Source organism: Streptomyces sp. NPDC016851 (assembly GCF_055562795.1).
In genome coordinates this window covers 1-23,822 of sequence record NZ_JBVHEP010000025.1, presented here as the reverse complement: position 1 = coordinate 23,822, position 23,822 = coordinate 1, and the positions used below count along the sequence as shown (strand labels likewise).

Here is a 23,822-nt window from a genome sequence, read left to right as displayed (position 1 = left end):
CGTCCTCACTGCGCGAGCAGCTCGGCCAGCTCGTCGTCCAGACCGAGCTGCTCACCCTCCGTCCCCGGCGGGACCACCCGCAGCGTGCGCTCCAGCCAGGCCGACACCGGGGCGGCGGGCGCCTCCAGCAGGGCGTCCCCGTCGGGTGAAGTCAGCGCCACCAGCACGACGCTGCGCCCCTCGGCCTTCGTCGGCCACACCCGCACATCGCCCCGCCCGCACGGCCGGAACACGCCCTCCACCAGCAGGTCCCGGGCGAACGTCCAGTGCACCGGGTGCGCGGAGTCGATGTGGAAGGTGACGTGGACGGCGTACGGATCGTCGGTGACGTACCCGAGCCGGGCCGGCACCGGGATCCGGCGCTGCGGTGACAGGACGAGTTTCAGCTCCAGTTCGCGTTCCACCACGGTGCGCATGGCGGTGTTCCCTTCTCTGCACGGGGCCCGTGAGGGCCGGTCAGCAGGAGAGAGCGCGCGGGGGCGGCGGCATTACGCGCGTTGCCGGAAGTTTTTTCGCAGGGGGAGGCACCGGGCCGCGCGATGCGTAGCACATCGGTGCTCGAAAGGGGTGGGTCCGGTGGGAGCGGCGGTGGGGCTTGCGCACGTCTGATAGATGTGGAGGCCCCCATTTGGCCCTCGAGCAGATACGGGACGACGGAGATGAGCGCCCCAACCCCGGCCCCCGGTGACGACAGGCCCCGCGAAGGTTATTACCCGGACCCGTCCATTCCTGGATATGTCCGGTACTGGAACGGTGCCTCCTGGGTACCGGGCACCAGCCGTCCCGCACCCAAGGACGGCGAGACGCTCGCGCCGCCGCCCGGCGCCGCGGCCTCCGGCTCGGGCTCGGGCTCCGGATCCGGCCCCGGCTCGGCCTCGGTCGAGGAGACCGGCCCGCACTTCTTCGACGAGGATCCGGCCGACGAGCCGTCCCCTGCCGACGCCCAGCACGGCAGCCGTCCCGAACCCGCGACCGCCTGGGGCGCCGACCGCTCCCGTCAGTCGGGCTTCGGCGGCGACCAGGACCGCCGTGTCGCGTGGGGCGCACCGCAGGGCGCGCAGGGAGCGGCTCAGCAGGGTGCGGCCCAGCAGGGTGCGGCCCAGCAGGGTGCGGCTCAGCAGGGTGCTGACCCGAGGGTGTCGCACGCCGACCGGCAGCCGGCCGGAGAGTCCGCCCGGCAGGGCGAACCACCGTCTCCCGCCGACCAGGAGGCGAACGCCGCGGCCGCCGGCAGCACGTTCGTCTTCCGCCGTCCGCCGGGGAAGGCCCAGGGAGCGGCCTCCGCCGATGCCCCCGACGACGGCACGATGACGTTCCGCGCGGTGCCACCGCGTCAGGGCCCGGCCTCGGCTGCAGCTTCGTCTTCCGGCGGTTCGGGCAGCGGCCCGGCGGGCTCCGGGTTCGGTGCGCCGGGCGGGCCGACCGGATCCGGGGGCACCCCGGCAGGCCCTGGCTTCGGCCCTCAGGGAGCGGCGCCCGGGCCCGGTTTCGGGGCCCAGGCCGGTCCGGCCGGGGGCCCGGCGGGACCCGCCTTCGGCGCGCAGGGCGGTGCGGGCGCCGCCGGTGACGGCTCGAACCGCCCCGGCTTCGCCGCCGGGAAGGCCGCCGCCGCCCGGGCCGCAGCGCAGGCAGACCCCGGCGTCCAGGCCTCCGCGGCCGCCCCGACGGCGCTGTCCGGGCCCCAGGCGGCGCCCACCGTCCCCCCGCAGTCCGGCGGGCCCCAGCCAGGCCCCGCCGCCTCCGCCACGCCCCTCAGCGCCGGCCCCGGCGGCGGCCAGTCCTCCTGGGCGCAGCAGGTGCACCGGCTCGCCGGAGCGGGCGGCGACGAGCAGCCCGTCGCGCCCTGGAAGCCGCCGACCGAGGACATCTTCCAGGCGGCCGCGCGGCGCCAGGCGTCGGCCCGCCCCGCGGGGCTCGGCAAGCGGCTGGCCGCCCGGCTGCTGGACACCCTCGTTCTCGCCGGCCTCACCGCCGGGGCCGCCGTACCGCTCGGCATCAAGGCGGTCGACCACGTCAACGAGAAGATCGAGGAGGCCAAGCTCTCCGGCGAGACCGTCACGGTCTGGCTGCTCGACGGCACCACGTCGGCCTACCTCGGCATCGTCCTGGCCGTCCTGCTGCTCGTCGGCGTCGTCTCCGAGGTGCTGCCCACCGCCAAGTGGGGCCGCACCCTCGGCAAGAAGCTGATGGGTCTCGACGTGCGGGACATCGAGGGCCACGACACCCCGGAGTTCGGCGCGGCCCTGCGCCGCTGGCTGGTCTACAGCGTGCCCGGACTCCTCGTCGTCGGGATCATCGGCATCGCCTGGTGCCTGTTCGACAAGCCGTGGCGCCAGTGCTGGCACGACAAGGCCGCGCACACGTTCGTGGCCGGCTGAGCAGCACGGCTACGTCCGGCACGGGATCGCCGAGTACTGCCGGGGCATCAGGTGAATCCGTACCTCGGACGGCCGTCTGCCGGATGCGGAGCCGGGGGGTTCGCGGTCGACTCGGGCCATGAGCAGTGAACCGCCCCCCGGCTCCGGTCAGCAGCCCCCGGAAGACGATCCGTTCAGGAAGCGGCCTCCGGGCGAGCAGCCCGGCGAGGGCGCGGGCTCGCCCTACGACCCGCGCTACCCGGGCGGCGGCCCCGGCGGTACCCCGCCCGGCGGCGGCCAAGGCGGCCCCTATGAGCCACCGCCCGGCGGCGGCCAAGGCCCCTACGAGCCACCGCCCGGCGGCCAAGGCCCTTATGAAGGACCTCCCGGCGGCGGCCCCTACGGCGGTTCCCCCTACGGCGGCGGCTCCTACCCCACCGACCCCCTCGCCGGCATGCCCCCGCTCGCCGACAGCGGCAAGCGCACGCTCGCCCGCATCATCGACATGATCCTGGTGGGTGTCGTCGTCTGGCTGCTCACCTGGGGCTTCGACGTCAACGAGTACGACGTGGACAGCGACCGCATCGAGGTCGGCAAGTCCTTCTGGCAGTCGGGGGTCGCCGCCGTCCTCTACATCGCCTACGACACCCTCCTGACCGCGCGGACCGGCCAGACCCTCGGCAAGAAGCTGCTGCACATGCGCGTGGCCAACCTCGACGACGGCGCCACGCCCTCCGCACAGAACGCGTTGATGCGCGCGGCGGTGCTGTGGATCCCGTTCGCCTTCTGCTGCGCCTGCGTCTGGACCGCGATCTCGGGCGGCTGGAGCTTCTTCGACCGGCCCTACAAGCAGGGCCTGCACGACAAGGCGGCCAAAACGGTCGTGGTCAGCACCAATTGAGGCACAGAGGTATCAACCGGAGGTAAGTAAGGGGCAGTGGGTGGTCAGGAGACCGCCCGCTCCCGCACCGGCTCCGGAGCCGGTGCGGCGACCTGGGCCCGTACGGGTTCCTCGGGCGCGGGCTGTTCCACCGCGGCCGGGCGCTTCCCGGGCAGCGGCACCGTCATGGCGACCAGCAGCCCGAGGGCGAGCGCCGCGACGGCGATGATCGCGATCCCCACGCCCGAACTCGTCTGTGACAGCAGCAGCATGGCGAGGGTCGAGAGGATCACGGTGCAGGAACCGTAGGCGAGCTGTGCGGCAGTCGGACGGGGCATGGCCATCATGTCCTCGAAAGTGGGGGTCCACGGGGGTGTCGGCCTGGCATTCCGCCGGCTTCCGGGCGTTCCGCCAAGCGACTCTAACCGGCAGGGTGCCCGACTGGAACGAGCGGTAAGCGTGACCTAATCAACAGGGCCGGAGCACAGGGGGCGCACGGAGTCATGGCGTCCAGGTAGTGGACATATGCGCGCGCCCACCGGACGGTGGCACGTGCCTGCGGGGCGGCGGGCATCGCCTGCCGGGCAACGGATCGGTTGTCCGTTAAATGAACGTCGACTCCGCATAGTGCAATTGACCTGTCCAAGTCAAGGTCTGTCTTTTCTTCTAAACCTCTAGTCAAATGTCGTCACTTGACTACACGCGTTGATCACGCGCGCGCGGACCTTCCACGACCAGGACCCCTTCCTTCCGCGCGCTCGAACGCGGGGGAGGATCTCAAGTGACCAGTAGACCCTGGACGTTCAGAGCCGCCGCCATAGGCGTGGCGCTCGCGGCGGCCACGGCCACCGCCTCCGCATACGGCGTGGCCCAGGCCGACGACGCTTCCGCTCCCAGGTCCACCACCGTGGACCGGCACGACCCGGCGGACCGCCACCACGGCGAGCACGACCTCGACGGTCCTATGACCAAGACCCAGGAGGCGCAGCGTCAGGAGGCCCTGGAGCAGGTCATATCGGGGAAGTCCAAGATCACGAAGCGCGAAGGCTCGAAGGTCGTCCAGCTCAAGAGCAAGAAGGGCGACAGCAAGTACGTCGAGCTCGGCCGTGAGAAGACCGACAAGATCTTCACCATCCTGGTCGAGTTCGGCGACAAGACCAGTGAGTTCGGCGGCACGCCCGGCCCGCTGCACAACCAGATAGCCAAGCCGGACCGCAAGAAGGACAACTCCACGGCCTGGCGGGCGGACTACGACCAGAAGTACTTCGAGAACCTCTACTTCGGCTCCGGCAAAGGCGTCGACTCGGTCAAGACGTACTACGAGAAGCAGTCCTCCGGGCGCTACTCGGTCGAGGGCGAGGTCTCCGACTGGGTCAAGGTCCCCTACAACGAGGCCCGTTACGGCAACAACGCGTGCGGTGACACCAACTGCCCGAGCGTGTGGAACGTCGTCAGCGACGGTCTGAACGCGTGGGTCTCCCAGCAGAAGGCGGCTGGGAAGACCGACGCCGAGATCAAGGCGGACGTCAAGCAGTACGACCAGTGGGACCGCTACGACGGCGACGGCGACGGCGACTTCAACGAGTCGGACGGCTACATCGACCACTTCCAGGTCGTGCACGCCGGCGAGGACGAGTCCGCGGGCGGCGGCGCGCAGGGCGAGGACGCCATCTGGGCCCACCGCTGGTACGCCTTCGGCACCGACGCCGGCGCCACCGGCCCCGAGAACAACAAGCTCGGCGGCGCGAAGATCGGCGACACCGGCATCTGGGTCGGCGACTACACCGTGCAGCCGGAGAACGGCGGACTCGGCGTCTACGCGCACGAGTACGGCCACGACCTCGGTCTGCCGGACCACTACGACACCACCGGCGACGGCGAGAACTCCACCGGCTTCTGGACGCTGATGTCATCGGGCTCCTGGCTCGGCACCGGCAAGAAGGAGATCGGTGACCTGCCGGGCGACATGACCGCCTGGGACAAGCTCCAGCTCGGCTGGCTGAACTACGACAAGGCCAAGGCCGGGGTCGACTCCTGGCACAAGCTTGGCTTGGCCGAGTACAACACCAAGCACAAGCAGGCCCTCGTGGTCGACCTGCCCAAGAAGCGGGTGACCACCGAGCTCGTCACCCCGGCCCAGGGCGCCACCCAGTGGTGGAGCGGAAGCGGTAACAACCTGAAGAACACGCTCGCCCGCTCCGTGGATCTCACGGGCAAGTCCTCGGCGACCCTCAGCCTCGACGGCTGGTGGGACACCGAGAAGAAGTACGACTTCGTCTACACCGAGGTGTCGACCGACGGCGGCGCCAACTGGACGGCGATAGACGGTACGGCGAACGGCAAGCCGATCAGCCGCGACGGCAGCGACAACCCCGCGCTGGACGGTACGGCCGACTCGTACCAGAAGCTCGTTTACCCGCTCGACGCCTACGCGGGCAAGAAGATCGACCTTCGTTTCCGCTACGCGACGGACAGCGGTGTGTCGAAGAAGGGCTTCGCGGCCGACTCGGTGACGGTGACCGCCGACGGCAGCCCCGTCTTCTCCGACAACGCCGAAACTATGGACGCGGCTTGGAAGGCGAACGGCTTCACCCGGATCGGTGGATCCTTCACCGAGGACTACGCGCAGTACTACATCGCCGAGAACCGGCAGTACGTGTCGTACGACAAGACGCTGAAGGTCGGCCCGTACAACTTCGGCTTCTCCAAGACCCGTCCGGACTGGGTGGAGCACTACCCGTACCAGAACGGCCTGTTGATCTGGAAGTGGGACACCTCCCAGGCGGACAACAACACCAGCGTCCACCCGGGCACGGGTCTGCTGCTGCCGGTCGACTCGCACCCGAAGGCGCTGAAGTGGACCGACGGCACGCTGATGCGCAACCGCATCCAGGCCTACGACTCGCCGTTCAGCCGGTACCGCACGGACGGCGTCACGCTTCACAACGCGGACGTCGCGACGCGCATCCCGTCGTCGAAGGGGGTGTCGGTCTTCAACGACCGGGTGAACACCTACTACGACGAGTCGAACAAGACCGGCGGCGTCAAGATCACTGACACCAACACCAAGATCAAGATCATCAAGGAGGCCAAGGACGGCTCGACGATCGAGCTCGAAGTGGGCCCCGCGGCGAAGTAAAACTCGTTTTCCCAGGTCAGAGCGTGATCGGCGGTGACCCCCTGGCGGGTCGCCGCCGATCCGTGTTTAGGTGCGTCCTGTGGTTCTCTTATTGACACCGACCGACACACCGACCGACACGGGGGTATGACCGCATGGCCGCAGGAGGCTTCTGCAAGCTGCCGAACGGCACCGTGGTGGTGGCGCTGAACCTGCCCAGCCCCGCCGCCGACGGCCCCGGCTCCGTCCGCGTACTCGTCCACGCGGCGAACCGCGCCCGAGCCCTGACCAGGCTCCGCAACCTCGGCATGCGCTCCGTCTACCTGCGCGGCAACGCCGCCCCGCCGTCCCCCGACGAGATCACAGCCGTCCTGCACCACCCCGACGGCCTGATATGGCGCACGGCCCCTGACAACGGTGTCGTGGGGAGCCCGGACCTCGCCTTCGAACTGTGGCGCCCGATCAGAGCCCTGCTGCGCCGCCCGACGGCCCAGACCTGACCTCGGGCGCTGCCGCTACCGCTACCGGGCGACCGTGCTACCGGGCTACCGGGTCAATGGACGACCGGCTTGCCGGAAAGCTCCACGCCCGCCTCGCGCAGCTCCTCCAGGGCCCGCTCGGTGGTCTCCTGGGCCACGCCCGCCGTGAGGTCGAGCAGGACATGGGTGCGGAAGCCCTCCTTCGCGGCGTCCAGGGCCGTGGCGCGCACGCAGTGGTCCGTGGCGATGCCGACCACGTCGACCTCGGTGACCTGGCGGGAGCGGAGCCAGTCGGCCAGGGGCGTGCCGTTCTCGTCCGCGCCCTCGAAGCCGCTGTACGCCGCCGCGTACGACCCCTTGTCGAAGACCGCGTCGATGGAGCCGGACGCGACGGCGGGGGCGAAGTTCGGGTGGAAGCCGACACCCTCCGTGCCGGCGACGCAGTGCGCGGGCCAGGAGCGGACGAAGTCGGGGTTGGTGGAGAAGTGGCCGCCGGGGGCGATGTGGTGGTCGCGGGTGGCCACGACGTGCTGGTAGCCGGACCCGGCCGCCTGGCCGATCAGCTCGGTGACGGCGGCAGCCACGTCGGCACCGCCGGCCACCGCGAGGCTGCCCCCCTCGCAGAAGTCGTTCTGCACGTCTACGACGATCAAGGCGCGGCGCATGGTCGGTGTCCTTCGGCTATGAGGTCGGCAAGCCCGGCCGGTGAACTTCCGAGCCTATTGACATGGCGGAGGAGACGGGAGGGGGCACGGCTCGGCGCATCGCGGCACACCGCAATTAGCTACCCGAGGCTCCGTGCGCGTACTCCGTCGGAATGACCGGTTCCCCGCGCGAGAGCTGCGTCGCCGACATCGGGAGCCCCCCGCGCGCCGCCGCGTGCCGGTCACGCGCCGCGTCCAGCGGCTCCCGGGCGACGACCTCGCCGCCCTTGACCAGCTCCACCAGCAGCTGCCGGTCCGCGAGCTCCGCCGGTACCGGCCCGGTGCCGATCACCTCGGCCTCGGCGACGCCGTAGGAGTCCAGTCGCCGCGCGGCCCATTTGCGGCCGCCCACGGACGTCTTGCCCCCGCTGGACTTCTTCGCCACCGGCACCAGCGGCGCGTCCGGATCCGCCGACTCGGCCCGTGCGACCAGCTTGTAGACCATCGAGGACGTCGGGTGCCCGGACCCGGTCACCAGCTGCGTACCGACGCCGTACGCGTCCACGGGCGCCGCCGCCAGCGAGGCGATCGCGTACTCGTCGAGGTCCGAGGTCACGATGATCTTCGTGCCGGTCGCACCCAGTTCGTCCAGCTGCTGCCGCACCCGGTGCGCCACCAGCAGCAGGTCGCCGGAGTCGATCCGCACGGCCCCGAGCCCGGGTCCGGCGACCTCCACGGCGGTGCGGACCGCCTCGGCGACGTCGTACGTGTCCACCAGCAGCGTCGTGCCCCGCCCCAGCGTGTTCACCTGGGCCTGGAAGGCGTCCCGCTCGCTGTCGTGGAGCAGGGTGAAGGCGTGGGCGGAGGTGCCGACGGTGGGGATGCCGTAGCGGAACCCGGCGGCCAGGTCCGAGGTCGTCGCGAAGCCGCCCACGTAGGCGGCGCGGGACGCCGCCACCGCCGCCAGCTCGTGCGTGCGCCGGGCGCCCATCTCGATCAGCGGCCGGTCCCCGGCGGCCGACGCCATGCGCGAGGCGGCCGCGGCGATCGCCGAGTCGTGGTTGAGGATCGACAGGATCACGGTCTCCAGCAGCACACACTCGGCGAAGGTGCCCTCGACCCGCATGATCGGCGAGCCGGGGAAGTACACCTCGCCCTCGGGGTAGCCCCAGATGTCCCCGCTGAAGCGATAGCCGGCGAGCCACTCGAGGGTCTGGCCGCCGACGATCTCCCGCTCGCGCAGGAAGTCCAGGACGCCCGCGTCGAAGCGGAAGTTCTCCACCGCGTCCAGCACCCGCCCGGTGCCCGCCACGACGCCGTAGCGGCGCCCGTTCGGCAGGCGCCGGGTGAAGACCTCGAACACGCTCCGCCGCTCGGCCGTGCCCGCCTCCAAGGCGGCCCGCAGCATCGTCAGCTCGTACTGGTCCGTGAAGAGCGCCGTCGAGGGAACATCCACCGGCAGCCCAAGGTCCGCTGTGTCCATGGTGTGAGAGCGTACCCCCATTTCGTCAGTTTGACGATTTGCAGCAAGGCCCCCGTCTTCCAGGCCCATTTGTGCGACTACCCCCCTCGGGTGGCAGCATGGGCAGTGTGACGTCACCCGCGCCCCTGGAGATCGAACGGACCGAGTCGGCGGAGGAGGTCTTCGCCGTACCGGAGCCGGACCTCCCCTGGGTCACCATCGTCCACAACGACCCGGTCAACCTCATGAGCTATGTGACGTACGTCTTCCAGACGTACTTCGGCTACTCCAAGGACAAGGCCACCAAGCTCATGCTCGACGTCCACCACAAGGGCCGGGCGGTCGTCTCCAGCGGCAGCCGCGAGGAGATGGAACGCGACGTGCAGGCCATGCACGGCTACGGCCTGTGGGCCACCCTCCAGCAGGACCGCAAGTAGCCAGCTCCCCGCCCAGCAGCGAAAAGGCGTTCATGCCCGGAACCTTCGAACCGCTCCCCGGCGGCGGTGCTGCCGTCGCCCTCGACGACGTCGAGATCTCCATCATCCGGTCGCTGGCCGTCCAGCTCCTGGAGCTCATCGGCCCGGGCCCCGCGGAGGACCCCACCGACGACCCGCTCGCCGAGCTGTTCGCGGAAGGCCCGAGCGAGCCGCCCGCCGACCCGGTGCTCAGGCGCCTCTTCCCGGACGCCTACAGCGACCCCGAGGAGCCCGCCTCGCCCCGGGACGCCGAGGAGCAGCGGGCGTACTCCGCCGAGTTCCGCCGCTACACGGAGAACGACCTGCGGGCCGGCAAGCGGGACAACGCCCTCGCGGTGATCCGCTCCCTGGACGCGCTCTCCTCGGCCTCGGCCGGCGAGGGCGGCGCGGTGCTGAAGCTGTCGGTGGAGGAGTCCCAGCGGTGGCTGTCGGCGCTGAACGACCTGCGGCTGGCGATCGGCTCGCGGCTGGAGATCGCCGAGGAGGAGGACACCGACCTCCTCTACCGCCTCCCGGACGAGGACCCGCGCAAGCCGATGGTGATGGCCTACCTGTGGCTGGGTGGACTCCAGGAGACGCTGGTCGGAACCCTTATGCCCTGATCCGTGCCGGTTCTGTGACCGCCGGATGACCGATCGGTGTTCGCTCAGAGGACACTCAAATCCGGATAACGATCCCGTCACCGCGCCCGCCTTCTATGCCGCGTTGGGCTGCGCTTTGTCCGTTTTCCCTGTGCGGTGCGTCACAATCCACCCGAGTGATCAGTGTTGCGACCGTGATAAATCTTCACGATCGCCCGGCCGACACCACCCGAATGTCCGGCCGGGTGCGCCACCGAGCCGGCAACCGCCGGCCAGGCACCACTCCAGCAATCCGGGGGGATCGAGACCCGATCCGAGACCGACGAAGGTCCGGATCGGCATGGAGAAAGGCGCACCACACATGACCTCTGCGCAGGTCGACACGGAAAGCGTGCCCGAAGAGGGGTACGAGCGCGGCCTCGGTAGCCGCCAGGTCCAGATGATCGCCATCGGCGGCGCCATCGGCGTCGGCCTGTTCATGGGTGCCGGCGCGAACATCGCCAAGGCCGGTCCCAGCATCATCCTCATGTACGCCCTCGCGGGCGTCGTCATCTTCTTCATCATGCGGGCGCTGGGCGAGCTGCTCCTCTACCGGCCCGTCTCCGGCTCCTTCGCCGAGTACGCCCGCGAGTTCCTCGGCCCGTTCTTCGGGTTCGTCACGGGCTGGACGTACTGGCTCATGTGGGTGGTCACCGGCATGGCCGAGCTCACGGCCGCCGCGATCTACATCCACTTCTGGTTCCCGGAGATCCCGCAGTGGGTCAGCGCCCTGGTATTCCTCGTGGTGCTCTTCGGCGTCAACCTGATCTCCGTCAAGATCTTCGGCGAGGTCGAGTTCTGGTTCTCGATGATCAAGGTCACCGCCATCATCGGCATGATCGTCATCGGTCTCGGCGTGCTCACCCTCGGCTTCTCCGACGCCGGTGACACCGCCACCGTCTCCAACCTCTGGTCGCACGACGGCTTCTTCCCGAACGGCATCGGCTCCAGCCTGATGACGCTCCAGGGCGTCATGTTCGCCTACCTCGCCGTCGAGCTCGTCGGCGTCACCGCGGGCGAGTCCGAGAACCCCGAGAAGACCCTGCCCAAGGCCATCAACACCCTGCCCTGGCGCATCATCGTCTTCTACGTCGGCGCGCTGCTGGTGATCCTCTCCGTCGTCAAGTGGACCGAGTTCTCCGCCGGTGAGAGCCCGTTCGTCCACGCCTTCGGCGAGATCGGCATCCCGCTCGCCGCGGGCATCGTCAACTTCGTGGTGCTCACCGCGGCCCTGTCGTCCTGCAACTCGGGCATGTACTCCACCGGCCGGATGCTGCGCGACCTCGCCTCCAACAGCGAGGCCCCGCAGGCCTTCGGCAAGCTCAACGCCCGCAAGACGCCCGCCGTCGGCATCACCGTCTCCGTGGCGCTCATGGGCATCGGCGTCGTCCTGAACTACGTCGTCCCGGAGAAGGCGTTCCTCTACGTCACCTCCGTCGCCACCGCGGCCGGCATCTGGACCTGGATGATGATCCTCGTCAGCCACATCCGCTACCGCGCCGCGGTCGACGCGGGCCGGCTGCGCGCCTCGTCCTTCCCCGCCCCCGGCGGAGCGCTCTTCAGCTGGGTCGCGCTCCTCTTCCTCATCGGCGTGACCTGCATGATCGCGTACGACAAGGACGCGCGGGTCTGCCTGTACGTCGCGGCCGGCTGGGCCGTCGCCCTCGGCATCGGCTGGGCGATCCTCAAGAGCCGCAACCCGCAGATCGCCGAGCGCCGCGACGCGGAGTTCGAGAAGGTCGGCTGAGCTCCAGGAAGACCGGCCACGAACCAGGCAGGACGTCCAGCCGCAGGGAGTACTCGTGGCACCCCCTGCGGCTGCCGCTCAGGGCGTCCGGCATATGGGCCGTTCCGTACCAGCCATCGGTACGGAACGGCCCTTCTGCTTATCCTGACGAGCATGCTGACCATCACCCAGGTCCTCGTCGACCAGATCGTCGCCCACGCGCGCAAGGACCACCCCGACGAGGCGTGCGGCGTGATCGCGGGCCCCGCGGGCTCGGACCGCCCCGAGCGCTTCATCCCGATGCTCAACGCGGCCATGTCACCCACGTTCTACGAGTTCGACTCCGGCGACCTGCTCAAGCTCTACCGAGAGATGGACGACCGTGACGAGGAGCCGGTGGTGATCTACCACTCCCACACGGCGACCGAGGCCTACCCCTCCCGCACCGACATCTCGTACGCGAACGAGCCCGGTGCGCACTACGTCCTCGTCTCCACGGCCGACAGCGACGGGGCCGGCGAGTTCCAGTTCCGCTCGTTCCGGATCGTCGAGGGCGAGGTCACGGAGGAGGAGGTCGAGATCGTCGAGGCGTACGGAGCGGGCGCGAACAAGGGCTGAGGGCGTGCTGAACAGGGCGGTCTCACTCTCCGGCCGGAAACCGTCCGCGATGTGGGATCACATTCCAGAACCCGGACCGGGAATCGATACGATGAGCGCATGGTTTCCCACGACGTGAGCGACAAGACGCCGGGCACGCTGCTCGTGGCGCGGCTGCACGTCGACCTGTGCAGGCTCGCCAGCGCCATCTGTTGACGCGACCCCTGCCGCCGTACGGCCGTGAGCCGCGGCGCTGCACACACGCACCACCCCGCTGTTCTTGCGCTGCCGCGCGCCCGACTGACTACTCCCGACAGGAGCCCTGAGCCATGGCCATCGAGGTCCGCATCCCGACCATCCTCCGCCAGTACACCGACGGTCAGAAGGCGGTGGAGGGCAGCGGTGACACCCTCGCCGAGCTGTTCGCCGACCTCGAGTCGCGGCACACCGGCATCCAGGCCCGCATCGTGGACGGCGACCAGCTGCGCCGCTTCGTCAACGTCTACCTGAACGACGAGGACGTGCGCTTCCTCGACGGCATCAACACCAAGCTGACGGACGGCGACAACGTCACGATCCTGCCGGCCGTGGCCGGCGGCATGGTCTGATCACCGATGCGATACGACTCACCCCTGGCCGCGGTCGGCAACACCCCCCTGGTGCGCCTGCCGCGGCTGTCGCCGTCCGCCGACGTCCGTATCTGGGCGAAGCTGGAGGACCGCAACCCGACCGGATCGGTCAAGGACCGCCCGGCCCTGCACATGATCGAGCAGGCGGAGAAGGACGGCCGCCTGACCCCGGGTTGCACCATCCTGGAGCCGACGTCCGGCAACACCGGCATCTCCCTGGCGATGGCGGCGAAGCTCAAGGGCTACCGCATCGTCTGCGTGATGCCGGAGAACACCTCGCGGGAACGGCGCGACCTGCTGGCCATGTGGGGCGCCGAGATCATCTCCTCGCCGGCCGCGGGCGGCTCCAACACCGCCGTGCGCGTCGCCAAGGAACTCTCGGCCGAGCACCCGGACTGGGTGATGCTCTACCAGTACGGCAACCCGGACAACGCGGGCGCCCACTACGCGACGACGGGCCCCGAGATCCTCGCGGACCTGCCCTCCGTCACCCACTTCGTGGCGGGCCTCGGAACCACCGGCACGCTCATGGGTGTGGGCCGTTTCCTGCGCGAGAACAAGCCGGACGTCCAGATCGTCGCGGCCGAACCGCGCTACGACGACCTGGTCTACGGCCTGCGCAACCTCGACGAGGGCTTCGTCCCCGAGCTGTACGACGCGTCGGTCCTCACCAGCCGCTTCTCGGTCGGCTCGGCGGACGCGGTCACCCGCACCCGCGAACTGCTCCAGCAGGAGGGCATTTTCGCCGGCGTCTCCACGGGGGCCGCGCTGCACGCCGCGATCGGCGTCGGCAAGAAGGCCGTCAAGGCCGGCGAGCCGGCCGACATCGTCTTCGTCGTCGCCGACGGCGGCTGGAAGTACCTGTCGACGGGCGTCTACACGGCGGCCACGACGGAGGAGGCCATCGAAACGCTCCAGGGCCAGCTCTGGGCGTGACCCGACGGCACACCACAGGACCAGACGCAGCAGGGCCGGAGTGAGAACTCCGGCCCTTTTGCGTTTCCACGCCGCAGTCACGGCCGCACTCCGGGCGTGGGCCGGTCCCCGGTCTGGGCCGGTCCGGCTTGCTGGACCGCCCTTGGCGGCCGGGGCCCCGCCGGGGCGAAAGTGGCGGCAGACGGCCCGGTCCCCGGCCCGGGGCGGCACGGTCGTCGCACCGGCTGTTCGCGCTCGGCTGCTCGCGCGCGGTCGCCGTGCCTTGCCGTCGCGTCCGCTCTGCGGCATGTCCCCGCGGGGACGCCTGACAGGAGCCCTGACCGACAGCCGGCCAGGTGTCGGGCGGTCGTCCGCTGCCGCGCTGGTGCCGCACCTGCTGTTCCCATGGCTGCGCGGAGGGCGGCTGCCGACGCCGGGACCACCGCTCGGGTCGCGGCGCGAGGCGGCGCGGTCGTCGCGCGCGGCTGACCTGCTTGAGTCCGGTCGTCGCGCCCTGCCACCCGCCCGGGTCCCGGCTGTTGTGCCGGGTCGACCCGCCGGGCGCCGCGCCCCGGTCGTCGCGGTCGGCCGTCGCGCCAGGTCCGGCGGCACGTTTCCGCAGGGACGCCGCGCAGAGCAGCCCGGCCCTAGCCGGCCAGGTACCGCACCTGGTCCCACAGCGCCGGGTCCACCACCCCGATCCGTCGCCGGAAGCCCCACACCGGGACCTCCCGCAGTTCGTGCGTCTCCAGGAAACTCGCGCGGCCCTGGGTGTCGCCGACCGAGCCCGGGGGGAGGGGGATCACGCCGGTGCGCTCGTGCCGGAACCGGGTGGTGATCTTCGCGACGGTCGCCCGCTCCCCGCGCACCGCCAGGACCAGGCACGGCCGGTCCTTCGTGCGGGCCTCGTCCTCGTAGGGGACGTCCGCCCACCAGATCTCCGCCGGCTGCGGCAGCCCCGCCACCGCGGCTCTCCCGGCCGCCGCCCGGCCCCGCCGCGCCGACGACCGCCGCCCCCAGCCGTCGACGAGCGTGGCGACGAGCGCGAGCAGTACCACCGCGGCGAGCGCCAGCCACCAGGACGTGTCCATACTGAGACGTTACCGGCGCCATCCCTCCCCCGCGCCCTTCTCCCGAGGATCACCCCCGGCGCTGCCAGCCGAACCGGTGACACCACAGGTGAGTTCGCCCACAACAGCCCTTGGCGGAGGAGCGACCGGAGGTTTTGCGCCTTACGCTCGACGCACCGCACGACCCCCGACGCCCCTCTCAGACTTATCCCGCCAGCGGAGGTTTCTGCTTCATGAAGCTCACCGTCGTCGGCTGCTCGGGGTCGTTCCCGTCCGCGGAATCGGCCTGCTCGAGCTACCTCGTCGAGGCCGACGGCTTCCGGCTGCTTCTCGACATGGGCAACGGTGCCCTGGGCGAGTTGCAGCGCCACTGCGGTCTCTACGACCTCGACGCGATCTTCCTCAGCCACCTGCACGCCGACCACTGCATCGACATGTGCGCGTACTTCGTCGCGCGCTACTACCGCCACGACGGCGGCCGCTGCGATCCGCTCCCCGTCTTCGGACCGGAAGGCACGGAACACCGGCTGACCACCGCCTACGCGGACACCCCGTCCGCCTCCTCCATGAGCGAGGTCTTCGACTTCCACACGGTCAAGCCGTCCACCTTCGAGATCGGCCCGTTCACGGTGCACACCGAGCGCGTGGCCCACCCCGTGGAGGCGTACGGCATCCGCGTCGAACACGACGGCAAGGTCCTGACGTACTCCGGCGACACCGGCGTGAGCCCCGCCCTGGACGAACTCGCCCGGGACGCCGACCTGTTCCTGTGCGAGGCGGCGTTCACGCACGGCAAGGAGAACATCCCCGACCTGCACCTCAACGGCCGCGAGGCGGGCGAGACGGCGGCCCGGGCAGGTGCCCGGCGCCTGGTCCTCACGCACATCCCGCCGTGGACGGACCCGCAGGCCAACCTGGCCGACGCCCGTGCGGTGTACGACGGTCCGGTGGACCTCGCGGCGCCGCGGCAGACGTACGACGTATGAGCATCTGAGCCCCTGAGCATGAAGAGGCCCCGGAACCGAAGCGGTTCCGGGGCCTTCACCGTGTGCGGGGGGTGCGGGCTACTTCGCCTCCGCCTTCTGAAGCTCCGCGAGTTCCTCGTCGGACTCGCGTCCCGGCGTCGGCAGGTTGAACTTCGTGATCGCGAAGCGGAAGACCACGTAGTAGACCGCCGCGAAGCACAGGCCCACCAGCGCCAGGCCCCACGGGTTGGTCGCGATGCCCAGGTTGAGGAGGAAGTCGATCGCGCCGGCCGAGAAACCGAAACCGTCCCTCATCCCCAGCGCCCAGGTCAGCGCCATCGAGACACCCGTGAGCACGGCGTGGATCGCGTACAGCACCGGGGCGATGAACATGAACGTGAACTCGATCGGCTCGGTGACACCGGTGACGAAGGAGGTCAGCGCGAGCGAGAACATCATGCCGCCGACGACCTTGCGGCGCTCGGGCCGGGCGCAGTGCACGATGGCGAGGCAGGCGGCGGGCAGGGCGAACATCATGATCGGGAAGAAGCCGGTCATGAACTGCCCGGCACTCGGGTCACCGGCCAGGAATCGTGCGATGTCGCCGCTCTTGCCCTCGTAGGAGCCGGCCTGGAGCCAGGGGAAGGAGTTCAGCAGGTGGTGCATGCCCACCGGGATCAGCGCCCGGTTGGCGACGCCGAAGATGCCCGCGCCGACGGCTCCGGAGCCCACCAGCCACTCGCCGAGGTTGTGCAGGGCCGTGCCGAGGACCGGCCATATGTAGCCGAAGACGATGCCGATGGCCAGGCCCGCGAAGGCGGACAGGATCGGGACCAGGCGGCGACCGCCGAAGAAGCCCGCCCAGTCGGGCAGCTTGGTGCGGTAGAAGCGCTGGTAGAGCAGGGCGACGACGAGGCCCATCACCACACCGCCGAGCACCTTGGCGTCCACCGGCGCGTCCGTCATGACGACCTTGCCGTCGACGGCCGTCGCCACCTGGGGCAGATTCGGGTCGGTGAACGTGGCCAGCACGTTCTTGAAGACCAGGTAGCCGACGACGGCCGCGAGAGCCGTCGAGCCGTCCGACTTCTTCGCGAAGCCGATCGCGATGCCCACGGCGAACAGCAGCGGCATGTTGTCGAGGATCGCGTTGCCGCCCGCGCTCATGAAGCCCGCGATCTTGGTGATGAACTCCGGGAACGACTCCCGCCCGAGCATGTCGGTGTTGCCGAGGCGGACCAGGAGCGCGGCGGCCGGCAGTACGGCGACGGGCAGCATGAGGCTGCGGCCGATACGCTGCAGGACCGCCATCACCGCAGACCCCTTCTTCGGGCTCGCGGGCGCGGCTGTGGCTGTGGACATGAACTTCCTCCATGGGGCACGGCGCCGCCCAGGAAGAGTTCGACGGGGGACGGCGGCGTCTCAAAAGGGGAACGCGGTTCACAAGGGCACCGCGCGACCTCCACCGGTGAGTGGTGTAGACCAGTTGTAGCACGGTAGGCCGAACGAGTGGAACCCGCCAATTCCGCCCGCTGCGACGATCACCCCTTGGCGCTGTCCTCGACGTCCTCCTCGGGCTCACGCCCCGGAGTCCTCAGGTCGAACTTCGTGATCGCGAACCGGAAGATCACGTAGTAGAGGAGCGCGAAACCCAGACCGACCGGGACGATCAGCCACGGTCTGCTCGCCAGGTTCCAGTTGATGACGTAGTCGATCAGCCCCGCCGAGAAGCTGAACCCGTCCTTCACCCCCAGCCCCCACGTCACCGCCATCGACACACCCGTCAGCAGCGCGTGCACCGCGTACAGCGCCGGCGCGACGAAGAGGAACGAGTACTCGATCGGCTCGGTGATGCCCGTGACGAACGACGTCAGCGCCACCGACAGCATCAGACCGCCGATCTCCTTGCGCCGGTGCGGCTTCGCACAGTGCGTGATCGCCAGGGCCGCCGCCGGCAGCGCGAACATCATGATCGGGAAGAACCCCGTGGTGAACTGCCCGGCGTCCGGATCCCCCGCCAGGAACATGTTGATGTCACCGTGCACCACCGTGCCGTCCGGCTTGGTGTACGAACCGAACTGGAACCAGATGGGCACGTTCAGGAACTGGTGCAGCCCGATCACCAGCAGCGCCCGGTTCGCCACCCCGAAGACACCCGCGCCCCAGGCGTCCAGGCCGTCCATCCAGTCGCTGAAACTCTCCAGCGCGTCACCGACCGGCGGCCACACCCACAGACACAGCGCCGCGAACGCGATCGCCACGAACGCCATGATGATCGGCACCAGCCGCCGCCCGTTGAAGAACCCCAGCCAGTCCACCAGCCGCGTCCGATGGAACCGCGCCCAGAAGAACGCGGCCAGCAACCCCATCACGATCCCGCCGAACACCCCCGGATTCTGGAACGCGAACGCCGTCACCGCCCGGTCCCCGTCGGTCACCTGGCACCCCACGTTCGGCACCGCCACCGACCCCTCGGGGCAGTCCTCCGGGAACTGCCGCAGCACCGTGAAGTAGACGAGGAACCCCGCCACCGCCGCCAGCGCCGTCGAACCGTCCGACTTCCTCACCATCCCGATCGCAACGCCCACACAGAACAGCAGCGGCAACCCCAGCGAACTGTCCAGCAGCGCCCCGCCCGCCCCCACCATCACCTTCGAGACGTTCGTCCACCCCAGCCCCTCGTCCCCGAACACATCAGGCTGCCCCAGCCGGTTGAGGATGCCCGCCGCCGGCAGCACCGCGATCGGCAGCTGAAGACTGCGGCCCATCTTCTGGAGCCCCTGGAACAGCCGGTTCCAGCGAGCACGGACAGGGCTCACGGCGGCCTCGGCGCCAGCGGGGCTGTCGGCACTCATTCCCGGTCCCTTTGTCGAGAGGCAGGCTCGTGGTGTAGACCAGTCGAACGGACGGTCGCACACTGACGTGACGCCATCCTTCGGCACGCACGACATGACCGCTCGCAAAGTTGGGCCAACTGTGGGTTACTGCGACAAAGCGGTTCGGATCAGGGAGAACGAACATGGCCACCAAGGCTGAGAAGATCGTTGCCGGGCTCGGCGGCATCGACAACATCGAAGAGGTCGAAGGCTGCATCACCCGCCTCCGCACCGAGGTCGTGGACCCCGCCAAGGTCGACGAGGCCGCCCTGAAAGCCGCCGGCGCCCACGGCGTCGTCAAGATGGGCACCGCGATCCAGGTCGTCATCGGCACCGACGCCGACCCCATCGCCGCGGAGATCGAAGACCTGATGTGAAGCGCGGGGATCATCCCGGGCTTCACCCCCTGACAGACCCCGAAGGTCAGTCGTGAGGGCCCCTCCCCACCGCGGGAGGGGCCCCTTCCGTATGTACGGATAGGCTCAGCGGCATGTCTCGAATCGACGGCCGCACCCCCCAGCAACTCCGCCCGATCACCATCGAACGCGGCTGGAGCAAGCACGCCGAAGGCTCCGTCCTCATCGCCTTCGGCGACACCAAGGTCTTCTGCACCGCCTCCGTCACCGAAGGCGTCCCGCGCTGGCGCAAGGGCAGCGGTGAAGGCTGGGTCACCGCCGAATACTCCATGCTGCCCCGCTCCACCAACACCCGCGGCGACCGCGAGTCCGTCAGGGGCCGCATCGGCGGCCGCACCCACGAGATCAGCCGCCTCATCGGCCGCTCCCTCCGAGCCGTCATCGACTACAAGGCCCTCGGAGAGAACACCATCGTCCTCGACTGCGACGTCCTCCAGGCCGACGGCGGCACCCGCACCGCCGCCATCACCGGCGCCTACGTGGCACTGGCCGACGCCGTCGCCTGGGCCCAGCGCAAGAAGCTCATCAAGGCCGGCCGCCAGCCCCTCACCGGCACCGTCAGCGCCGTCTCCGTCGGCATCGTCGGCGGCGTCCCCCTCCTCGACCTCTGCTACGAAGAAGACGTCAAGGCCGACACCGACATGAACGTCGTCTGCACCGGCGACGGCCGCTTCGTCGAGGTCCAGGGCACCGCCGAAGCCGAACCCTTCGCCCGCGACGAACTCAACGCCCTCCTCGACCTCGCCGTCGCCGGCTGCACCGAACTCGCAGCCCACCAGCGCACGGCGCTTGATACCGTCCTCGAAAAGTAAAGGGCGCGCCAAGACAGGTGCTCGGCACGGGCAACCGTGCCGAGCACACTCGCGTCTGAAGGAGTACGGGCGCACGGCTCATCCCTGTGCGTCCGGCCAGCCACACGGGCCGCCCGGCCCGACCGACGAGAGGGACCGTTCCATGGCCGCGAGCCGCCGCCGACGCCGCACCGCCGCCGTCGCCGCCACCCTGGCGGCCGTCGCGCTGACCGCCGGACTCACCACCGGCTGCGCCGCCGTCGACAAGGCACTGGACTGCGTCCAGACCGCCGACGCCATCGCCGACAGCGTCACGGAACTCCAGCAGGCCGTGGACAACGCCGCGAACGACCCGACGCAGCTCGACGAGTCCCTCGACTCCATCGACAAGAACCTCACCAAGATCGGCGACAAGACCGACAACGCGGACGTCAACAAGGCCGTGGACGACCTCAACAAGGCCGTCGGCAACGTCCGTACGGCGGTCAAGAACGGCGACGAGACGCCCGACATCAGCCCGGTCACGGACGCGGCGGGCGAACTGACGAAGGTCTGCACGCCATAACGCTGCGCTGGCTGGGCAGGGCTTCTCGTCTGCCGGGTCTTGTCGGTGGGTTGGTGCGGGTCCGTGGGGGCTGGCCGCGCAGTTCCCCGCGCCCCTGACGGGGCGCGCACGTCCCGGGCCCGGCAATACTGGGGGCCATGAGTCGTCTGATCCTCGCCACCCGCAACGCCGGAAAGATCACCGAACTGCGCGCGATCCTCGCCGAAGCCGGGCTGCCCCACGAACTCGTCGGGGCCGACGCCTACCCGGACATCCCCGACGTCAAGGAAACCGGCGTCACCTTCGCGGAGAACGCCCTGCTGAAGGCCCACGCCCTGGCCTCGGCGACAGGCCTCCCGGCCGTCGCCGACGACTCGGGCCTCTGCGTCGACGTCCTCAACGGCGCCCCCGGCATCTTCTCCGCCCGCTGGTCCGGCCGCCACGGCGACGACAAGGCCAACCTGGACCTCCTCCTCGCCCAGCTCTCCGACATCGCCGAAGAACACCGCGGCGCCCACTTCGCCTGCGCGGCGGCCCTGGCCCTGCCGGACGGCACGGAGCGGGTGGTGGAAGGCCAACTGCGGGGCGTCCTACGCCACGAGCCGACGGGTACGGGCGGCTTCGGCTACGACCCGATCCTCCAGCCGGAGGGCGAGACACGGACCTGCGCGCAGCTGACGCCGCAGGAGAAGAACGCGATCAGCCATCGGGGGAAGGCGTTCAGGGCGCTGGTGCCGGTGGTGCGGGAGCTACTCGGCTGAGTGATCAGCCCCGCGCCTTCGACTCGAAGGCGCGGGGCTGGTTCTCTGTGTACGCCCGGTCGGATTCGAACCGACAGACACGACCACCTAAAGATCGCCGCTCAGCCGTTGGCGTACGGGCGCCCGACAGATTTCTACTCTACTGGGCGAGATTATGTCGTCGCCGCCCGCCTCGACACCAGGTCGTCGTGATGGCGTGGCAGTTGGGGCACAACAACCGCAGGTTCTCCAGCCGGTCGTCGCTCCAGTCGCCGTTGATGTGATCCACCTCCAGCGTCATGGGCTTGCCGAGCCACTCGGGGCCGACCCCGCAGTCCGCGCACTCGTCCGGTACGCCCATCTCCTGGAGTGCCCGACGCAGCACAACCGTGCGGGTCCGACGCGCGCCGTCGTGCTTGACCAGGACGTGCTCAGGACGTCTGGCCAGAGCCGGACGGGACTTCCCGCGCTGGTGGGCCTGGCCAAGGAAGTGCTCGGTGGTGAGCTGGTCCTCGGCGATCCACCGGTGCAGATGCGCGCGCTGGGTGCCACTGCCCTCGCGGTCCAGGCGGCGAAGCACCTCGGCGATGGAGACGGACTCGGCGACCGCGACACGCAGTTCCTCGGGGGTGGGCCGGGCCCGGCGGCTGCTCATGAGGCAGGCCCCCGCACGCGTCGTTTGGCACGTCCTCGGTAATTGTCCGTCGTCGAATGGCAGTTGGGGCACAGGAACCGCAGGTTCTCGATCCGGTTGTCCCTCCAGTTGCCGTTGATGTGATCGACCTCCAGGGGAAGCGGGCGTCCCCGCCAGACCGCCTCCATGCCGCACAGGGCGCACCGCTCGGCTACGCCGGAAGCCGTCATCGCCCACCTGAGGCGGTCGCTCGGAACACGCCGGGCGCGATCGGCCGGCTGCTCGACGAGGAAGGCCTCCGGGGTCCGCGGACGCCAGGGCTTCCCACGCCTCGTGGGCATCTGGAAGTGCGACGTGTCGATCCCGTATGCCTTGATCCGGCGGCTGATGTGCGTGTGATGCCCGCCCACCACCTCGAGCCCGAGGTACCGCAGGACCTCGCCCATGTTCGTCGACGCCGCGACCGCTCGCTCAAGGACGTCTCTCGTCCACTTCAACCCCTCCCGCTCGAAGTGCGAGACATCCACCCCCAGCTTCTTCATCCGCTCATACACGTACCGCCGCGCCGAACTCTTCGGATCCACCCCCAACCGCACCAACGCCTCCGACAACGTCCGCGCCCCCCGTGCCGCCTCCTCCAGCCGCTCCCTGGTGTACGCACTCGCCCCCATCGAGCCCCTCCGTCACTCCGTCTCCCGACCACTCGTTCGGGATCTCGCACGGAGTAACGAACCGTTGATCGGACGGTCACGCCCGAATGGCCCTTATCACAGGTGCCGGGCTTTTGGTGAAACAGAGAGGCCGAAATGCTGCGGTCGGTCTCGCCGGAGCTGGTAGGTCAGGAGGTCTGGATCACCTGTCACTTGTCGTCGTCCGAGCCGGATCGGGGTGCGGTCGGCGTTGCGAGTGCGATGCCGGACCGGCGAGAGGTGTCGAGGCTCCGGCTGTACGGTCCGCCTTCCCGGCCGGGTGCGCTGAGAGGCCCTTTCCACAGGTCGTAAGGCCTTGAATCGCTCTCGTGCGAAGAACCGCACGCTCGTCGAGCAGGCCGACACCACCCGCAGAGCTCGACGGCCCCTTCGCTGTCGCAGTGCTCGACCACCCGGATCGCCGCATCCGTGCAGGTCGTCCACACCTTGCACCTCGTCAGCTCAGACCGGCGGTGCGAGGCACGAAATGTTTACGTCACATTGACTGAAAGATCATCTGTTCGATAGCTTCCACGCCTCGCCTGATGTGGACAGGCCTCGTGGGGGGCCGTATCAGGTGGGGGATTCGGAGTTCCCGCATGTCGGGCAGATCCTCCAAGCGCGCAGCCGCCGTGGTCGCCATGGCGTCAGCCTTCACCCTCGCGTTGTCCTCTGGTGCCTGGGCCAACTGGTCGAGCAGCATCAACTCGTGGACGGACGGCGGCGGGAGCAACGGGCAGTCCCGCTACTGGGCGGACCAGAGCTACTCGGAGATCATCTTCAAGGGTTGTTCCGTGCAGGGCGGCAGCAAGACCACCGGGGTCGAGCTGTGGGACTACGACGCGCTGTCGTCCAACGACTTCTACGGTGAGAAGACGTTCACCAACTGCTTCAACGGCACGAGCTACGCGAGCCGGGGCGAGTACAACGGCCTGCCCGAGGAGTCGGACTACTTCTTCCAGCTCGACAACGTCGGCGGCGGAAGCAACGCGTGCTGCCTGCTGTGGGCGACCTACGCGGGAGTCGACACCACTCTCGCCGATTCCTGATCAGTGATCTGCAGCGTGGGGGGGGGGGGGGGGGGGGGGGCCCCCCCCCCCCCCCGGGGCGCCCCCCCCCCCCCCCCCCACAAAACCACCCCCCCCCCCCCCCCAACCCCAACCCGCCCGGGGGGCGGGGCGGGCCCCCGGCGGG

General features: G+C 69.8%; 26 protein-coding genes and 1 tRNA gene. 17 read left to right on the top strand and 10 right to left on the bottom strand.

Going from position 1 to position 23,822, the window contains the following annotated elements; translation table 11 throughout:
* Nucleotides 1-5 precede the first annotated feature (5 nt).
* On the bottom strand, nucleotides 6-416 hold the full coding sequence (locus ACZ3I3_RS32260) for an SsgA family sporulation/cell division regulator (RefSeq protein WP_467370809.1): 411 nt from the start codon (nucleotides 414-416) through the stop codon (nucleotides 6-8).
* 243 nt (nucleotides 417-659) lie between these two features.
* Here ACZ3I3_RS32260 and ACZ3I3_RS32255 point away from each other — a divergent pair, with 243 nt between their 5' ends.
* A complete protein-coding gene (locus ACZ3I3_RS32255; RefSeq protein ID WP_467370807.1) occupies nucleotides 660-2,378 on the top strand; it encodes an RDD family protein in 1,719 nt (572 codons plus the stop codon).
* A gap of 118 nt (nucleotides 2,379-2,496) precedes the next feature.
* A complete protein-coding gene (locus ACZ3I3_RS32250; protein WP_467370806.1) occupies nucleotides 2,497-3,258 on the top strand; it encodes an RDD family protein in 762 nt (253 codons plus the stop codon).
* 44 nt (nucleotides 3,259-3,302) lie between these two features.
* Here ACZ3I3_RS32250 and ACZ3I3_RS32245 read toward each other — a convergent pair whose 3' ends face one another.
* Nucleotides 3,303-3,581: a hypothetical protein gene (locus ACZ3I3_RS32245; RefSeq protein ID WP_467370943.1), complete on the bottom strand. Its 279-nt coding sequence runs from the start codon at nucleotides 3,579-3,581 to the stop codon at nucleotides 3,303-3,305.
* 437 nt (nucleotides 3,582-4,018) lie between these two features.
* On the opposite strand from ACZ3I3_RS32245, the gene ACZ3I3_RS32240 reads away from it, so the two are divergent.
* Nucleotides 4,019-6,376 (top strand): immune inhibitor A domain-containing protein, encoded by a 2,358-nt coding sequence (locus ACZ3I3_RS32240; RefSeq protein WP_467370805.1) that lies wholly within the window; start codon nucleotides 4,019-4,021, stop codon nucleotides 6,374-6,376.
* Between the two features lie 134 nt (nucleotides 6,377-6,510).
* Nucleotides 6,511-6,855: a hypothetical protein gene (locus ACZ3I3_RS32235; RefSeq protein ID WP_356928690.1), complete on the top strand. Its 345-nt coding sequence runs from the start codon at nucleotides 6,511-6,513 to the stop codon at nucleotides 6,853-6,855.
* Nucleotides 6,856-6,908: 53 nt separating this feature from the next.
* Here ACZ3I3_RS32235 and ACZ3I3_RS32230 read toward each other — a convergent pair whose 3' ends face one another.
* Together ACZ3I3_RS32230 and ACZ3I3_RS32225 are read right to left on the bottom strand one after the other, a co-directional pair.
* A complete protein-coding gene (locus ACZ3I3_RS32230; RefSeq protein ID WP_467370803.1) occupies nucleotides 6,909-7,499 on the bottom strand; it encodes an isochorismatase family protein in 591 nt (196 codons plus the stop codon).
* A gap of 115 nt (nucleotides 7,500-7,614) precedes the next feature.
* A complete protein-coding gene (locus ACZ3I3_RS32225; RefSeq protein WP_467370801.1) occupies nucleotides 7,615-8,961 on the bottom strand; it encodes a nicotinate phosphoribosyltransferase in 1,347 nt (448 codons plus the stop codon).
* A 98-nt stretch (nucleotides 8,962-9,059) separates the two neighbouring features.
* On the opposite strand from ACZ3I3_RS32225, the gene clpS reads away from it, so the two are divergent.
* The 7 genes from clpS to ACZ3I3_RS32190 all read left to right on the top strand — a co-directional run bounded on the left by clpS (nucleotide 9,060) and on the right by ACZ3I3_RS32190 (nucleotide 13,924).
* Nucleotides 9,060-9,377 carry an ATP-dependent Clp protease adapter ClpS gene (gene clpS, locus ACZ3I3_RS32220; RefSeq protein WP_020270284.1) on the top strand — a complete coding sequence of 106 codons (318 nt, stop codon included), beginning with the start codon at nucleotides 9,060-9,062 and terminating at the stop codon, nucleotides 9,375-9,377.
* Between the two features lie 32 nt (nucleotides 9,378-9,409).
* Nucleotides 9,410-10,018: a DUF2017 domain-containing protein gene (locus ACZ3I3_RS32215; RefSeq protein ID WP_467370800.1), complete on the top strand. Its 609-nt coding sequence runs from the start codon at nucleotides 9,410-9,412 to the stop codon at nucleotides 10,016-10,018.
* 340 nt (nucleotides 10,019-10,358) lie between these two features.
* Entirely contained in the window at nucleotides 10,359-11,783 is a 1,425-nt protein-coding gene (locus tag ACZ3I3_RS32210) for an amino acid permease (protein ID WP_467370798.1), read from the top strand.
* 153 nt (nucleotides 11,784-11,936) lie between these two features.
* Nucleotides 11,937-12,380: a M67 family metallopeptidase gene (locus ACZ3I3_RS32205; protein WP_467370796.1), complete on the top strand. Its 444-nt coding sequence runs from the start codon at nucleotides 11,937-11,939 to the stop codon at nucleotides 12,378-12,380.
* Nucleotides 12,381-12,479: 99 nt separating this feature from the next.
* Nucleotides 12,480-12,575 carry a putative leader peptide gene (locus ACZ3I3_RS32200; RefSeq protein WP_324618026.1) on the top strand — a complete coding sequence of 32 codons (96 nt, stop codon included), beginning with the start codon at nucleotides 12,480-12,482 and terminating at the stop codon, nucleotides 12,573-12,575.
* 113 nt (nucleotides 12,576-12,688) lie between these two features.
* A complete protein-coding gene (locus ACZ3I3_RS32195) occupies nucleotides 12,689-12,967 on the top strand; it encodes a MoaD/ThiS family protein (protein WP_193505787.1) in 279 nt (92 codons plus the stop codon).
* Nucleotides 12,968-12,973: 6 nt separating this feature from the next.
* Nucleotides 12,974-13,924, top strand: coding sequence for a PLP-dependent cysteine synthase family protein (locus ACZ3I3_RS32190; RefSeq protein WP_467370794.1), 951 nt, complete (start codon nucleotides 12,974-12,976; stop codon nucleotides 13,922-13,924).
* 626 nt (nucleotides 13,925-14,550) lie between these two features.
* Here the strand turns inward: ACZ3I3_RS32190 and ACZ3I3_RS32185 are convergent.
* On the bottom strand, nucleotides 14,551-14,994 hold the full coding sequence (locus ACZ3I3_RS32185; RefSeq protein ID WP_356928697.1) for a type II toxin-antitoxin system PemK/MazF family toxin: 444 nt from the start codon (nucleotides 14,992-14,994) through the stop codon (nucleotides 14,551-14,553).
* Between the two features lie 212 nt (nucleotides 14,995-15,206).
* Here ACZ3I3_RS32185 and ACZ3I3_RS32180 point away from each other — a divergent pair, with 212 nt between their 5' ends.
* Nucleotides 15,207-15,959 carry an MBL fold metallo-hydrolase gene (locus ACZ3I3_RS32180; protein WP_467370792.1) on the top strand — a complete coding sequence of 251 codons (753 nt, stop codon included), beginning with the start codon at nucleotides 15,207-15,209 and terminating at the stop codon, nucleotides 15,957-15,959.
* A gap of 78 nt (nucleotides 15,960-16,037) precedes the next feature.
* Here ACZ3I3_RS32180 and ACZ3I3_RS32175 read toward each other — a convergent pair whose 3' ends face one another.
* Complete coding sequence (locus tag ACZ3I3_RS32175) at nucleotides 16,038-17,300, bottom strand: PTS transporter subunit EIIC (protein WP_467370790.1); 1,263 nt, start codon at nucleotides 17,298-17,300, stop codon at nucleotides 16,038-16,040.
* Nucleotides 17,301-17,479: 179 nt separating this feature from the next.
* Nucleotides 17,480-18,793, bottom strand: a complete 1,314-nt coding sequence (locus tag ACZ3I3_RS32170; protein WP_467370788.1) for a PTS transporter subunit EIIC — start codon at nucleotides 18,791-18,793, stop codon at nucleotides 17,480-17,482.
* A 164-nt stretch (nucleotides 18,794-18,957) separates the two neighbouring features.
* Between ACZ3I3_RS32170 and ACZ3I3_RS32165 the strand changes: the two genes are divergently transcribed.
* The 4 genes from ACZ3I3_RS32165 to rdgB all read left to right on the top strand — a co-directional run bounded on the left by ACZ3I3_RS32165 (nucleotide 18,958) and on the right by rdgB (nucleotide 21,326).
* On the top strand, nucleotides 18,958-19,191 hold the full coding sequence (locus tag ACZ3I3_RS32165) for a PTS sugar transporter subunit IIB (protein WP_020270294.1): 234 nt from the start codon (nucleotides 18,958-18,960) through the stop codon (nucleotides 19,189-19,191).
* A 113-nt stretch (nucleotides 19,192-19,304) separates the two neighbouring features.
* Nucleotides 19,305-20,042 (top strand): ribonuclease PH, encoded by a 738-nt coding sequence (gene rph / locus ACZ3I3_RS32160; protein WP_356928700.1) that lies wholly within the window; start codon nucleotides 19,305-19,307, stop codon nucleotides 20,040-20,042.
* Between the two features lie 142 nt (nucleotides 20,043-20,184).
* The gene (locus ACZ3I3_RS32155) at nucleotides 20,185-20,586 is read left to right on the top strand and encodes a hypothetical protein (protein WP_356928701.1); all 402 of its coding nucleotides are present in this window, start codon (nucleotides 20,185-20,187) and stop codon (nucleotides 20,584-20,586) included.
* Nucleotides 20,587-20,723: 137 nt separating this feature from the next.
* On the top strand, nucleotides 20,724-21,326 hold the full coding sequence (rdgB, locus tag ACZ3I3_RS32150; RefSeq protein WP_356928702.1) for an RdgB/HAM1 family non-canonical purine NTP pyrophosphatase: 603 nt from the start codon (nucleotides 20,724-20,726) through the stop codon (nucleotides 21,324-21,326).
* Between the two features lie 50 nt (nucleotides 21,327-21,376).
* Here rdgB and ACZ3I3_RS32145 read toward each other — a convergent pair.
* The 3 genes from ACZ3I3_RS32145 to ACZ3I3_RS32135 form a co-directional block, all read right to left on the bottom strand.
* Nucleotides 21,377-21,449, bottom strand: a tRNA-Leu gene (locus tag ACZ3I3_RS32145).
* Between the two features lie 16 nt (nucleotides 21,450-21,465).
* Complete coding sequence (locus tag ACZ3I3_RS32140) at nucleotides 21,466-21,960, bottom strand: HNH endonuclease (protein WP_467370786.1); 495 nt, start codon at nucleotides 21,958-21,960, stop codon at nucleotides 21,466-21,468.
* Nucleotides 21,957-22,610, bottom strand: a complete 654-nt coding sequence (locus ACZ3I3_RS32135) for an HNH endonuclease signature motif containing protein (RefSeq protein WP_467370785.1) — start codon at nucleotides 22,608-22,610, stop codon at nucleotides 21,957-21,959. The genes ACZ3I3_RS32140 and ACZ3I3_RS32135 overlap by 4 nt, the downstream gene beginning before the upstream one ends.
* 617 nt (nucleotides 22,611-23,227) lie before the next feature.
* Here ACZ3I3_RS32135 and ACZ3I3_RS32130 point away from each other — a divergent pair.
* Nucleotides 23,228-23,677 (top strand): hypothetical protein, encoded by a 450-nt coding sequence (locus tag ACZ3I3_RS32130; RefSeq protein ID WP_279545655.1) that lies wholly within the window; start codon nucleotides 23,228-23,230, stop codon nucleotides 23,675-23,677.
* Nucleotides 23,678-23,822 lie beyond the last annotated feature (145 nt).